We start from the raw sequence: 12942 nt of genomic DNA, 5'->3' as shown, positions 1-12942 counted from the left end.
ACCCCCGTGAGGTCTCGGTCCGTTGTTCATGCGACGCGTCACGCGTCACTCGCCATACGTCACGCGCCATACGTCACGCGCCATACCTCCGCGTCACGCGATCCGATCTGCCGCGTGGCTCTTCACACCCACCGGCCCGTCAGCCACCACCCCCTCTCAGCACACCGCCCGCGAGGCCGATCACCACGGGCAGCACGCCGACCGCGACGAAGGCGGGCAGGAAGCACAGCCCCGTCGGCGCGGTGACCAGCACGGCCGCCCGGCGGGCCCGGGCCGTGGCGGCACGTGCCCGGTCGGCGCGGGCGTCGCCCGCCAGCCGGGCCGCCGGACCTGCGGCGGGCAGCCCGGACTCGTCGGCCCGCTCCAGCAGTCGCGCCAGGGCCGCGGCGCCCGGTATCGCGGCGATCCCGCGCCAGGCGTCGGCCGGTTCACCGCCGAGCCGTACCTCCGCCGCGCCCCGCGCCAGCCCTTCTCCCACGGGCCCGCCCAGAGCCTCGCCGACGGCCTGCGCGGCGAGGACCGGACCGGCCCCGGCCGCGATGCAGGCCGCCAGGAGATCGGCGGCAAGGGGAAGTTGGCGGGCCGCCTCGGCCGCGTCGAACTCCTCCGGCGGGCGGCCGGCCGTCCGCCGCCGGTCCCACCACCACAGCGCGGCAGCGCCGGCCAGCCCGACCGCCACTGCGGTGAGCCCGCCGGCCGGCACCCACCCGGCGCCGGCCACTCCCACCAGCGGCAGCCATCGCCGTACGGCACCCGGCGCCGTCAACCACCGCCCGGCGCGCCCACGTCCCGCCTCCGACGTCCGCCGATCCTGCGTCGCCCGCCGCGTCCGAAGCAGCGCGGCCATCCGCCGCCGCACTCTCCGCTCCCGGCGCACCGCCTCCAGCCACCGCACCAGCAGCACCAGAAGCACTGCCGCCCCCACGGCCGCCCCCAGCCTGTGGACAACATCCGCGCTCATGCCGCCTCCGCCCGTCGCACGATGCGCAGGGCCCACCACAGCCCCACGCCCTCCAGCACTCCGCCGACGACCAGGCACCCCAGCCCCGCTCCCGTGTGCAGCAGCACGTGCAGGGGATCGGCGCCCATCGCGGTGCCCAGCAGGAGCCCCAGGGCCGGCAGGCCGGCCAGCATCACCGCCGTGGCCCGTGCGCCCGCCAACTGGGCCCGCAGATCAGCACGTTGGTCCCGCTCGGCGCGCAGCGCCCCTTCGAGCCGGTCCAGCCCCGCCGCGAGGCCCGCGCCCTGGTCCACGGCCACCCGCCAGCAGGCCGCGAGTCCCCGCAGCCCCTCGGCGCCCGGTTGCCGGGCCGCCACGGCGAGCGCTCCGGGCACGTCCCCACCGAACCGCGCCGCCGCCAGCACCGCCGCCCTGGCGTCCCCGAGCCCGCCCGAGTCCTGCGTGGCGCGCAGCAGTGCCTCACCCGGCTGCCGCCCGGCCCGAACCTCACCGGCCAGCGCCCCGCACAGGGCGATCACCGCGTCCGCCCGGCGTTCCCGGGCCCGGCGCGCGGCCCGGGCCAGACGGCTCCGGCGCAGGAGTGGCACTCCCGCCGCTCCCGCCACGGCCGGGAGCACCGAGGCACCCAGCACCGCCAGCACCAGTCCCGCCGCCAGCGCCCACCACTCGGCCCGCAACCGCCCACGCGCACGGACCAGTTCGCGCACAGCCCGGTCCCACACGGGCGGCCCCGTGGCCACCACCCCAGCGCCGGCGAGCAGCAGCCGCGCCCGCCGCGTCCCGGAACGCCGCCCGCCCAGCAGCCACGCCGCCGCCCCGGCACACGCCACCGCCGCCCCCAGGGACAGCGGCCCCCAGGGCGTCGCACCGACAGCAGTCGCCGCCCCGGACACCGAAACCATGGACAACTCACCCATCCCGCTCACCACTTCCCCTCCTGGGTCTCCGGGTGGAGCAGCCCCCGCAGCCGCTCCCACCCGCGTTCCTCCACGAACGCCCGCGCGCCCCAGCGCAGCGCGGACACCGTGCGCACCAGCCCCGACGCGTCCCGCTCCAGCACCCGCACCTCGGCGATCCGCCGCCGCCCGGAGCGGTCCCGAACGACGTGCAGCACCACCGACAGCGCGGCCGCCAACTGGCTGTGCAGCGCGGCCCGGTCGAGCCCGGCGGCGGTGCCCAGCGCCTCCAGCCGGGCGGGGACGTCCGCGGCCGCGTTGGCGTGCACCGTGCCGCACCCGCCCTCGTGGCCCGTGTTCAGCGCGGCCAGCAGATGGACGACCTCCCCTCCGCGCACCTCACCCACGACCAGGCGGTCCGGCCGCATCCGCAGCGCCTGGCGCACCAGGTCCTCGAGCGTGACGAGGCCCGCGCCCTCCTGGTTGGCGGGTCTGGCCTCGAGGCGGACGACGTGCGGATGGTCGGGCCGCAGCTCCGCGGAATCCTCGGCGAGCACGATCCGCTCGCCCGGCCCGACCAGCCCCAGCAACGCGCTGAGCAGCGTGGTCTTGCCGCTGCCCGTTCCACCGCTGATGAGGAACGACAACCGCGCCTCCATCAGCGCCCGCAGCACGTGGTCCCCGCCCGGTGGCACCGTGCCCGCCGCCACCAGCTCGCCGAGCGTGAACGCGCGCGGCCGGACCACTCGCAGGGACAGACAGGTGCAGCCGACGGCGACCGGGGGCAGCACCGCGTGCAGCCGGGTGCCGTCGGGCAGGCGGGCGTCGACCCACGGGCGGGCGTCGTCCAGCCGGCGTCCGGCCACCGCGGCCAGGCGCTGTGCGAGCCGTCGTACGGCCGCGGCGTCGGGGAAGGCGACGGCGGCCCGCTCCAGTCCGCCGCCGCGGTCCACCCAGACCCGGTCCGGGGCCGACACCAGGACGTCGGTCACCGAGGGGTCGGCGAGCAGGGGTTCCAGCGGGCCGCTGCCGATCAGCTCGGAGCGCAACCGCTCGGCCGCGCCGAGCACTTCCGCGTCCCCGAGCACCCGGCCCTGCTCCCGCAGCGCCTGGGCCACGCGCGCGGGCGTCGGCTCGGCCCCGCTCTCGGCCAGCCACTGCCGCACCCCGGCCAGCAGCTCCGCGGACATCTCGGAGGCCGTGTCCCGCGCCGACTCCCGGGAAGGGCCGCCCGCAGCAACGCCCCGTTCGCCCGCCCGCCGTGTTTCGGCCGCCGTCCTCATGCGGCACCCGCCTCGATCAGGGCCCGCTCCCAGAAGGCCGCGCAGAAGCGTGCCAGTGGTCCGCGGGCGGCCGTGCCGGGCGGCGTCCTGCCCTCGCCGGGTCGCCGCAGCCCGGACTCCACGGGCACCTCGCCGGCCAGTGGCAGACCGAGCAGCCGGGCCACCTCGCGGTCGTCGAACCCGGGCGCGTAGGGACCCCGTACGGCCACCCGCAGATCGCGCAGGACCATGCCGACGGCGGACGCGACCCGCGCTGCGGCCGCCACGGCGCGCAGTTCGGCGGGAACCACGAGCAGTCCGAGGTCCAGCTGGGCGAGGGCCTCGGCGACTCCTTCGTCGACGCGGCGGGGCAGGTCGACGACCACGGCGCCGCCGCGTCGCCGGGCGGCGGCCAGGACCGCCCGGACGGCCTGGGGCGGGACGGCGACGCAATCGCCGCGGTCCCAGCTGAGCACGCGCAGCGAGTGCAGTTCGGGCAGCGACTCCTCCAGCGCGCCGCCACCGACCCTCCCGCGTGAGGCCGCGAACGCCGGCCAGCGCAGTCCCTCGGCCGTCTCCCCGCCGAGCAGGACGTCGAGCCCGCCGCCGAGCGGATCGGCGTCGACGAGCAAGGTGCGCAGGCCCTCCCGCGCGGAGGTGACGGCCAGCGCACAGGCCAGCGTGGACGCCCCCGCCCCGCCGCGGCCGCCGATCACGCCCACGGTCAGCGCGGGCCGGCCGACGCCCTCGGCGACGTCCGCGATCCGGTCGACCAGCCACTGCTCGCCGTCGGGCAGCACCAGCACATGGTCGGCGCCGATCTCGACGGCGCGCCGCCAGACTCCGGAGTCGTCCTGGTCGCGGCCCACCAGCACCACCCCACGTCTGCGTGCGGCCCCGCGCACACGCCGCGCGGCGTCGTCGCCGACCAGCACCAGCGGCGCGGCCTCCCAGCTGCCTCTGCGCTCGGGCACCCCGTGGTGGACCTCGGGCGTGGCGCCCGCCGCCGCGCACAGGCGCAGCAGGTCGTCGAGGAGCTCGGCGTCCTCGGTGACGATGAGCGGTCCGCCCTGCCGTCCTGCGGCGCCGGGCGGCGGATCGTGTGTGACGGTTCCGGTCATGGGCCGGTCCCCCTTCGCTGCATCTCTCGCGCAGCCCCTGCGGCCCCGCGAATCCCAGACACGTGAAGACCGGCGACCGGCCTTCATATGGCGGCCGATACGAACCGGCCATACACGCCCGACAAACGGAACCGGCCATGAACTCGCCGCGAGCGGTGCGCGCAGGAATCACGGTGCAGCGATCCGGAAAATGATGTGGATCTTGGTCGAAAACTGTGGACAACTCGGCGGCTGTGAATATCGTCATCACCCAAACCGGTGACCCCTGTACCGACTCGCGTACGACTTTCACAGCGCAGCCTCTCGACTACACACCGTGACGGATGACGGGCAGGGGCGCGGAAGCCCCGCAACGTGGCACGTTCGGGCCGGCAGCCTTGCACAGAAGGGGAGAAACGCGAAAAACCCACCCGGACATGCGACGACCCCCGCCGGGGGGGAGAGCGGGGGTCGTCTCCACGGCCGACTCGGGGGGGGGAGGAGTCGGACCGGGTTAGCACGGTCGCGAACGATCCGTGACTTCCATGGTGTACCCGAGAGCCCTCTCAGGCAAACCCACGCGCCCACCTTACGCCGAATGGGCTGCCCCTATGCTCAGTGGCGTGGAAAACCACTCCTTGCCCCGCACAGCGGCCTTCTTTGATCTGGACAAGACGGTCATTGCGAAGTCGAGCACGCTCACCTTCAGCAAGTCGTTCTACCAAGGCGGACTGATCAACCGCAGGGCCGTCTTGCGTACCGCGTATGCCCAGTTCGTCTTCCTCGCCGGAGGCGCCGACCACGACCAGATGGAGCGGATGCGCCAGTACCTGTCCGCGCTGTGCCGCGGCTGGAATGTGCGTCAGGTCCGGGAAATCGTCGCCGAGACGCTGCACGACCTCATCGATCCGATCATCTACGACGAGGCCGCGTCCCTGATCGAGGAGCACCACGCCGCGGGGCGCGATGTCGTCATCGTGTCCACGTCCGGCGCCGAAGTGGTCGAGCCGATCGGCGAACTGCTGGGCGCCGACCGGGTGGTGGCCACCCGGATGGTGGTCGGCGAGGACGGCTGCTTCACCGGCGAGGTGGAGTACTACGCCTACGGCCCCACGAAGGCGGAGGCCGTCCGGGAACTGGCCGGGTCCGAGGGTTACGACCTCGACCGCTGCTACGCGTACAGCGACTCGGTCACCGACCTGCCGATGCTGGAGTCGGTCGGGCATCCCCATGCCGTCAATCCGGACCGCGCGCTGCGCCGGGAGGCGCTCGCACGCGGGTGGCCGATTCTCGACTTCCACCGGCCGGTGCGGCTCAAGCAGCGGCTGCCCGCGTTCTCCGTACCGCCGCGTCCGGTGCTGGTCGCGGCCGCGGCGATAGGAGCGGCGGCGGCCACCGCGGGGCTGGTCTGGTACGCGAACCGGCGCCGGAGCGCGCTCGCCTGAGCCGCCCCTTTTTCGCCGCCGGGAAATCACGTCGAGATCCCGGCGCCCGTTTAAGTCCCGTTTGAACCTAAAAGTAAAGAAGTGCAGCCAGGGGTTCCGCTTGCTCCTGGCTTGCAGTACAAAGGACTCAACGGCCCGCGAGACCAAAGGACATCCGAAAGGATCACCTTTAAAACGCATTTGGCCCACGGACCGAGCATGAACACCGGGCACCCACGCGACGTCGACCCGTCGATTACGGGCCAGCCGCACCAGGTGACGGGCAAAGATCCCGACCTGATGGGCGACATATCGAGGACGCTTGGTAACTCGGTGAACATGCCAGCGGCGGTACGAGTTCCTCGTACCGCCGCAACCTTGCTCCGGGGCGCTTCCCAGCGCCTCACGCCGCCCCGCGCTGCAGCGCCTCGCACACCGCCGTCGACTCGCGCACACCCAGCTCGACCGCCCTGGCGCAATGGGCGATCCAGGCCGCCATGCCCTCCGGAGTGCCGGAGACATAGCCCTCCAGGGCGCCCAGATAGGCGGCGCGACCCAGCTCGGCGTGGCCCACCTCGGCCGGGCAGACCGACTTCGGGTCGAGGCCACTGCCGACCAGAACGATGCGCTCGGCCGCCCGCGCGACCAGACCGTTGTGGGAAGCGAAGGGGCGCAGCGCCAGCAGTTCGCCGTGCACGACGGCCGCCGTCACCAGGGCGGGCGCGGAGCCGCCCGCGACGATCAGCCCGGACAGGCCCTCCAGCCGCCCGGACACCTCGGCGGCGCTGGGCAGCGGCAGCTCGACCAGCGGCTCCTCCGCACCCTCGCCCGCCTGGCGCGGCCGCCCGACCGTGTCCTCATCGCTCGCGGCGGCCACCAGATGCAGCCGGGCCAGGACCCGCAGGGGCGACTGCCGCCAGATGGACAGCAGCTGACCGGCCTCGGCCGTCAGCCTCAGCGCCGCACCCACCACGCGCGCCTCGTCGTCGCCGCTGAAGTCGGTGCGCCGGCGCACCTCCTCCAGGGCCCAGTCCGCGCCGGACAGCGCCGCGGAGCCGCGCGCCCCGCGCAGCGCCGCCTCGGAGGTGATCTCGCTGCTCCGGCGCCTCATGATCCGGTGCCCGTAGACCCGGTCCACGGCTTTGCGCACGGACTCCACGGACTCGGCCACACCGGGCAGCGAGCCCAGGGCCGCAAGGGGGTCCCCCCTGTTCGAGCTCATTCGAGAGCTTGGGGGAGGATCGGCGGTCGCGCCTGTCGTACTCATGAGTACGACCCTACGCACCCGAGCGACCCACCCCACGAAGGAGTGGTCTTCTTCACGCACCACTGCCACGCAAAGCGACCGAACCACTACGCTTCGTGAACATGAAAATTGCTTTCGTCGGGAAGGGCGGCAGCGGCAAGACCACTCTGTCCTCCCTGTTCGTCCGCCATCTCGCGGCCTCCGGCGCACCCGTCGTCGCGGTCGACGCCGACATCAACCAGCACCTGGCAGCCGCACTCGGCCTGGAGGAGACGGAGGCGGCCGCGCTGCCCGCGATGGGCGACCGGCTGACGCTGATCAAGGACCATCTCCGCGGCTCCAACCCCCGCATCGCCTCCGCCGAGACGATGATCAAGACCACCCCGCCCGGTGAGGGCTCGCGGCTGCTGCGCGTGCGCGAGGAGAACCCGGTCTACGACGCCTGCGCGCGGCTGGTGGAACTCGACGGCGGCGCCGCCCGTTTGATGGTCACCGGCCCCTTCACGGACGCCGACCTGGGGGTCGCCTGCTACCACTCCAAGACGGGAGCGGTGGAGCTGTTCCTGAACCACCTGGTGGACGGCCGCGACGAGTACGTCGTGGTGGACATGACGGCCGGTTCGGACTCCTTCGCCTCCGGCATGTTCACCCGTTTCGACATCACGTTCCTCGTCGCCGAGCCGACCCGGAAAGGGGTCTCCGTCTATCGCCAGTACAAGGAGTACGCCCGCGACTTCGGGATCGTCCTGAGAGTCGTCGGCAACAAGGTGCAGGGCCAGGACGACCTCGACTTCCTCCGCGCCGAGGTCGGGGACGACCTGCTCGTGACCGTCGGGCACTCGGACTGGGTGCGCGCCATGGAGAGGGGCCGGCCGCCCCGCTTCGAGCTCCTGGAGGACGCCAACCGCCGCGCACTGCGCGTGCTGCAGGTGGCCGCCGACGCCACGTACGAGCTGCGGGACTGGGAGCGCTACACCCAGCAGATGGTGCACTTCCACCTGAAGAACGCCGACGCGTGGGGGAACGAGCGCACCGGGGCCGACCTGGCCGCGCAGATCGACCCCGGCTTCGTCCTCGGCGAGGGCGTCACCGCCCCCGCGTGACGGCGGCTACGGCCTGGGCGCCCCGGGCACGCCCTTGGGCGCCGGAGCCCGGTGCCCGGACAGGAAGGACGCCCAGCCCTGTTTGGGGGTCTCGCCGACCTCCAGGCTGCGCAGCTTGGCGAGGGTCTGCGGGTCCTGGGCGTCCAGCCAGTCGGCCAGCTGGTGGAAGGAGACGCAGCGCACCTCTGGCTTGTTGCACACCTCCTTCACGACCTCCTCGACGGCGCGCATGTAGGTGCCGCCGTTCCAGGACTCGAAGTGGTTGCCGATGATCAGCGGCGCGCGGTTGCCGTCGTAGGCCCGGTAGAAGCCCTGGAGCAGGCCGTCGCGCATCTGGTCGCCCCAGTAGTCGAACTTGTCGGGGTCGCCCTGGGTCTGCGTGCCCGACTGGTTGACCATGAAGTTGTAGTCCATGGTCAGCTGCTCGAAGGTGTGACCGGGGAACGGCACCAGTTGCATGGACAGGTCCCACAGACCCTCCCGCTTCTTCGGCCACACCTGGTTGTTGACGCCGCTGCTGTCGTAGCGGAAGCCGAGCTGGCTCGCCGCCTTCATGAAGTTCTTCTGCCCCTCCAGACACGGTGTGCGGGCGCCGATGAGCTCCTTGTCGTAGTCGAAGGGCAGCGGGGCCGCGTTCTTCATGCCGGCGTTGGTCTTCCAGGTCTTCACGAACTGCTTGGCCTGGGTGATCTCGCTCTTCCACTCGTCCACCGACCACTGGCCGACCCCGCCCTCGGGGCCGCAGAAGTGGCCGTTGAAGTGGGTGCCGATCTCGTTGCCCTCCAGCCACGCCAGGCGCGCCTGCCTGGCGGTGTCGGCGATGCCCTTCGCGTCGTTGAAGCCGATCTCGGAGCTGCCCGGCGCGTGCTGCGGAGGGCGGTACAGGTCGCGCTTCTCCTCCGGCAGCATGTACACGCCGCTGAGGAAGTACGTCATCGTCGCGTCGTTCTCCTTGGCCACCTTGCGGAAGTGCGAGAACAGCTTCTGGCTGTCCTCGCCCGCGCCGTCCCACGAGAACACGACGAACTGCGGGGGCTTCTCACCGGACTTGAGCCGTTCCGGTCTGGGCAGGTGCGGCTGGGCTCCGGTGTACGAAGTGGATCCGTCACCGATCAGACGGAGGACACTCCCGGGAGCCGGCGCACCTTGCTGCGCGCCGTGTGCGCCCTGCTTGGGGGCGTGGGTGTCGCTCGCACAACCGGCGAGCGACGAGGCGCAGGCCGCGGCGGCGACAACCCCCGTGGCGATCCTCTGGGTGGCGGCCATGTTCCGCCCACCTTCTTCCTTCTCTCGTCCAACGCCAGACGGCGTGTGCTGGTGATGTGCCGGACATGCCGACAGCGCCGCCAAGGTCGCACGGACCCGAGAAGGAATTAATACGACAAGCCGATAAAAAGACCGCTTCACTCATCGAGGTGACTCACTGACCCATTTGCGCCAAATATTCATGCATGGCCTTTACGTTGCATTACGTTTGCTTTACCCGGTCATGATTCAGCTGATCCAGTTGGAATCGCCGACCCGGTCCGCCCAGTGATCCATCCCGCCGCTGCACGCCGTGACCCACGGCCGCGACCCGACCCCCGCTCCCGCGGGGACCACCAGTTCCGCGACCGCGCCACCCGGAGGAGACGGGAACATGTCAGCCTGCGTCCCCACCCACACCGCCGACCCCACTCGGGCCGAGCGCTCCCACCCCCAGCACAGCCCGCCCCCGCGGCCGCCCCGCTTCCGCCTCGCGGGCGCCGATCCGTCGGCCGCAGTCGCGGTCTTCCTGATCGCCCTGCCCCTGTCCCTCGGCATCGCCCTGGCCACCGGCGCCCCGCTCCAGGCCGGCCTCGTGGCCGCCGCCGTCGGCGGCCTCGTCGCCGGACGGCTCGGCGGCTCCCCCCTTCAGGTCAGCGGTCCCGCCGCCGGGCTCACGGTCGTCACCGCCGACCTGATCCACCGCTACGGATGGCGTTCGACCTGCGCCATCACCGTCCTCGCCGGCCTCGCCCAACTGGGCCTCGGCTGCCTGCGGGTGGCCCGCGGCGCGCTCGCCGTCAGCCCCGCCGTCGTACACGGCATGCTCGCCGGCATCGGTGTGACCATCGCCGTCGCCCAGTTGCACATCGTCCTCGGCGGGAGCCCGCAGAGCTCCGTGATCGACAACCTCCTGGCGCTGCCCGCCCAGTTGGCCGGCCTCGACCCGGCCGCCCTCGCCGTGAGCGTGCTGACCCTGACCCTGCTGCTGCTCTGGCCACGGCTTCCCGGCGGGGCCGGCCGGCTCCTGCGCCGGGTACCGGCCGCGCTCGTCGCCGTGGCCGGGGCCACCGCGATCGCCGCGCTCGCGGGACTGAACCTGCCCAGGGTCGACCTGCCGTCCTGGCGCAGCCACGCCCTGGCCGGACTGCCGCAGGGCCCGGCCCTCGGACTCGTCGCCGCGGTGCTCAGCACCACGCTGGTGTGCAGCGTGCAGTCGCTGCTCGGCGCGGTCGCCGTGGACAAACTGGTGGCGGGCCGCTCCGGACCGGCCGCCCGTGTCGGACGCTCCGACCTGGACCGCGAACTGCTCGGGCAGGGCGCCGCCAACGTCGTCTCCGGCGCGCTCGGCGGACTGCCGGTCGCGGGGGTGGCCGTGCGGAGTTCGGCGAATGTGCGCGCAGGTGCCGTGAGCCGGAACTCCACGATGCTGCACGGCGTTCTCGTAGTGGTTGCCGCGCTGCTGATGGTCCCGATCCTGGAGCTCATCCCGCTCGCCTCGCTCGCCGCCCTGGTGATGGCCGTCGGCATCCAGATGGTGTCCCTGCACCACATCCGCACGGTGACCCGCCACCGAGAGGTGCTGGTGTACGCCGTCACCACCCTCGGCGTGGTGGCCCTCGGCGTCCTGCAGGGCGTGGCCCTCGGGATCGCCGTGGCCGTGGCCGTCGCCCTCCACCGCCTCACCCGCACCCGCATCACGCACGACGAGAAGGAAGGGGTCCATCACGTACACGTACGAGGACAGCTGACGTTCCTCGCGGTGCCGCGGCTCAGCCGGGCCCTGCACCTCGTGCCCCAGGGGTCGGACGCGGTCGTCGAGCTGGACGGCTCGTTCATGGACCACGCGGCATACGAGTCACTGCAGGACTGGCAGCGGACGCACACCGCGCAGGGCGGCTCCGTCGAGCTCACCGGGCGCACCGGGCGCCGGGCAGGAGTCCGCATCGCCGAGCCCACCGGCCCGGCCGGTGCCGAATGCCGCTGCCGCCCCTGGACGCCCTGGCGCAACCACCAGTGCGAGGGTGGTCCGCGGACGGTGCCGGCGTCGGAATCGGCGTCGACGCCCAGGTCTGCGTCTGCGTCTGTGCCTGTGCCTGCGTCTGTGCCTGCGTCCGCGTCCGCGTCCGCACCCACATCCACCCGGCAGCCGGGCGGGCGTACGGACGGGGAGAGGGACGGCGGACGAAGTCCGGACTCCGGCCTCGGTTCATCCCCTGGCGCCGGTCCCGGGCAGGGGCAGAGGTCCGACCCCGGCTCGGGCTCGGGGCCGCGCTCGGGCCACGCCTTCCGATCCGGCACGAGTCCCGCCTCCGGGCCTGGCTCCGGCCACACCTCCGGAACCGGGGCCGCGTGCGGCCACGCTTCCGGTGCCGCAACGGGTTCCGGCACCGCACCCGGCACGGGTTCCGGCAGCTCACCAGGCAACGGCCCCGGTCCCGCGCCCGCCTCCGGTCCCGGCGCGGGACCCCGACCCGGAGCCGCTCCAGGGTCCGGCGGTCCCAGCCGGGAGCAGTTGGCGCGTGGCATCAGCACGTTCCAGCGCAACACCGCACCGCATGTGCGCGACGAGCTGGCTCGGCTGGCGCGGGAGGGGCAGCGGCCGTCCCAGCTCTTCCTCACCTGCGCCGACTCACGCCTGGTCACGTCGATGATCACCTCCAGCGGCCCCGGCGACCTCTTCGTCGTGCGGAACGTGGGCAACCTCGTGCCGCCGCCCGGTCAGGAGGGCGGCGACGACTCGGTGGGGGCCGCGATCGAGTACGCCGTGGACGTACTGGGGGTGCGCTCCATCACGGTGTGCGGCCACTCCGGGTGCGGGGCCATGCAGGCACTGCTGGACTCCGGCTCGGACTCCGGCTCCGGCTCCGGGTCCGGGTCGAGTCGTACGTCGCTCGGGCGGTGGCTGCGGCATGGGCTGCCCAGCCTGGAGCGGACGGCCGACGAGAGCCGCTGCGTCCCCGGACTGGCCGGGCGCCGGCCGGCCGACGCGGTGGAGCAGCTGTGCCTGACCAACATCGTCCAGCAGCTGGACCACCTGCGCGCCCACGCCCCGGTCGCCCGAGCCCTGTGGGAGGGCGCGTTGGAGCTGCACGGGATGTACTTCCACGTCGGCGAGGCACAGGCGTATCTGCTCACGGGGACGGAAAGGAACGAGGTCTTCACGGGCGTGGCAGCGACGGAGGACCTGCACAGCCCGGCGTGACCGCTCCCCTGACCGCCCCGCCCCGGACCGGACCGGACCGGCACCGGACCGGACCGGCCCACCGGCCACCGCCCCGCCCCGTCAGCGCCCCGTCCCGTCAGCGCCCCGCCGGGCGACACGCCCGGCGGGGCCATCTCGGGCGGGCCGCCGGAAAGCCGTGCTGAACTTGGGCGGCCCGCGGTCCGTGGGAAGGAGTGGCACCCACCCCCGGGCAGCACTCGCGGGCAGCGCTCCCGGGCCGCCGCGCAAGCGTTCCCGCAAAAAGGTCTAAACCAATTTGCCGTCGACCCTTGTCAGCGGGCCCCCAGGTCTGATGAGCTGTGGCCTGGGACACAACGGACACCCTGAGAAAGGGAGATGTCGTGAGCAACGAAAGCCTGGCCAACCTGCTGAAGGAAGAGCGCAGGTTCGCGCCGCCCGCCGACCTGGCCGCGCATGCCAATGTCACGGCGGAGGCGTACGTACAGGCCAAGGCTGACAGGCTCGGCTTCTGGGCCGAG

Annotated in this window: 10 protein-coding genes; 4 read left to right on the top strand and 6 right to left on the bottom strand. The window is 73.1% G+C overall.

From position 1 onward, the window contains the following. Positions 1 to 139: 139 nt before the first annotated feature. The 4 genes from ACH4UM_RS33415 to ssd all read right to left on the bottom strand — a co-directional run bounded on the left by ACH4UM_RS33415 (position 140) and on the right by ssd (position 4240). Positions 140 to 961 carry a type II secretion system F family protein gene (locus ACH4UM_RS33415; protein ID WP_398187686.1) on the bottom strand — a complete coding sequence of 274 codons (822 nt, stop codon included), beginning with the start codon at positions 959 to 961 and terminating at the stop codon, positions 140 to 142. After that, the gene (locus tag ACH4UM_RS33410) at positions 958 to 1863 is read right to left on the bottom strand and encodes a type II secretion system F family protein (RefSeq protein ID WP_398187942.1); all 906 of its coding nucleotides are present in this window, start codon (positions 1861 to 1863) and stop codon (positions 958 to 960) included. Before ACH4UM_RS33410 ends, ACH4UM_RS33415 begins: the two co-directional genes overlap by 4 nt. 20 nt (positions 1864 to 1883) lie before the next feature. Further along, positions 1884 to 3047, bottom strand: a complete 1164-nt coding sequence (locus ACH4UM_RS33405) for a TadA family conjugal transfer-associated ATPase (RefSeq protein WP_398187683.1) — start codon at positions 3045 to 3047, stop codon at positions 1884 to 1886. Between the two features lie 89 nt (positions 3048 to 3136). After that, the gene (gene ssd, locus ACH4UM_RS33400; protein ID WP_398187680.1) at positions 3137 to 4240 is read right to left on the bottom strand and encodes a septum site-determining protein Ssd; all 1104 of its coding nucleotides are present in this window, start codon (positions 4238 to 4240) and stop codon (positions 3137 to 3139) included. A gap of 590 nt (positions 4241 to 4830) precedes the next feature. Here ssd and ACH4UM_RS33395 point away from each other — a divergent pair. After that, positions 4831 to 5664, top strand: a complete 834-nt coding sequence (locus tag ACH4UM_RS33395) for an HAD family hydrolase (protein WP_398187678.1) — start codon at positions 4831 to 4833, stop codon at positions 5662 to 5664. A gap of 382 nt (positions 5665 to 6046) precedes the next feature. Here the strand turns inward: ACH4UM_RS33395 and ACH4UM_RS33390 are convergent, their stop codons facing one another. Beyond that, a complete protein-coding gene (locus ACH4UM_RS33390) occupies positions 6047 to 6910 on the bottom strand; it encodes an oxidoreductase (protein WP_398187676.1) in 864 nt (287 codons plus the stop codon). Between the two features lie 101 nt (positions 6911 to 7011). Between ACH4UM_RS33390 and ACH4UM_RS33385 the strand changes: the two genes are divergently transcribed. Next, positions 7012 to 7992 carry an ATP-binding protein gene (locus tag ACH4UM_RS33385; RefSeq protein ID WP_398187675.1) on the top strand — a complete coding sequence of 327 codons (981 nt, stop codon included), beginning with the start codon at positions 7012 to 7014 and terminating at the stop codon, positions 7990 to 7992. Between the two features lie 6 nt (positions 7993 to 7998). Here ACH4UM_RS33385 and ACH4UM_RS33380 read toward each other — a convergent pair whose 3' ends face one another. Next, positions 7999 to 9258 carry a hypothetical protein gene (locus ACH4UM_RS33380; RefSeq protein ID WP_398187672.1) on the bottom strand — a complete coding sequence of 420 codons (1260 nt, stop codon included), beginning with the start codon at positions 9256 to 9258 and terminating at the stop codon, positions 7999 to 8001. Positions 9259 to 9631: 373 nt separating this feature from the next. Between ACH4UM_RS33380 and ACH4UM_RS33375 the strand changes: the two genes are divergently transcribed. Continuing rightward, complete coding sequence (locus tag ACH4UM_RS33375) at positions 9632 to 12442, top strand: SulP family inorganic anion transporter (protein ID WP_398187669.1); 2811 nt, start codon at positions 9632 to 9634, stop codon at positions 12440 to 12442. 320 nt (positions 12443 to 12762) lie between these two features. Next, positions 12763 to 12942 (top strand): hypothetical protein (locus ACH4UM_RS33370; RefSeq protein WP_398187666.1); only part of this gene is annotated, 180 nt, incomplete at its 3' end.

This window comes from Streptomyces sp. NPDC020801, from assembly GCF_044334385.1.
Taxonomy (GTDB): domain Bacteria; phylum Actinomycetota; class Actinomycetes; order Streptomycetales; family Streptomycetaceae; genus Streptomyces.
This window is presented reverse-complemented; position numbering and strand designations above follow the sequence as displayed.

Coding starts and splice junctions, on each gene's coding strand:
- ACH4UM_RS33385 (WP_398187675.1), top strand. CDS start 7,012: ATGAAAATTGCTTTCGTCGGGAAGGGCGGCAGCGGCAAGACCACTCTG.
- ACH4UM_RS33390 (WP_398187676.1), bottom strand. CDS start 6,910: ATGAGTACGACAGGCGCGACCGCCGATCCTCCCCCAAGCTCTCGAATG.
- ACH4UM_RS33405 (WP_398187683.1), bottom strand. CDS start 3,047: ATGTCCGCGGAGCTGCTGGCCGGGGTGCGGCAGTGGCTGGCCGAGAGC.
- ACH4UM_RS33380 (WP_398187672.1), bottom strand. CDS start 9,258: ATGGCCGCCACCCAGAGGATCGCCACGGGGGTTGTCGCCGCCGCGGCC.
- ssd (WP_398187680.1), bottom strand. CDS start 4,240: ATGACCGGAACCGTCACACACGATCCGCCGCCCGGCGCCGCAGGACGG.
- ACH4UM_RS33395 (WP_398187678.1), top strand. CDS start 4,831: ATGCTCAGTGGCGTGGAAAACCACTCCTTGCCCCGCACAGCGGCCTTC.
- ACH4UM_RS33415 (WP_398187686.1), bottom strand. CDS start 961: ATGAGCGCGGATGTTGTCCACAGGCTGGGGGCGGCCGTGGGGGCGGCA.
- ACH4UM_RS33410 (WP_398187942.1), bottom strand. CDS start 1,863: ATGGTTTCGGTGTCCGGGGCGGCGACTGCTGTCGGTGCGACGCCCTGG.
- ACH4UM_RS33375 (WP_398187669.1), top strand. CDS start 9,632: ATGTCAGCCTGCGTCCCCACCCACACCGCCGACCCCACTCGGGCCGAG.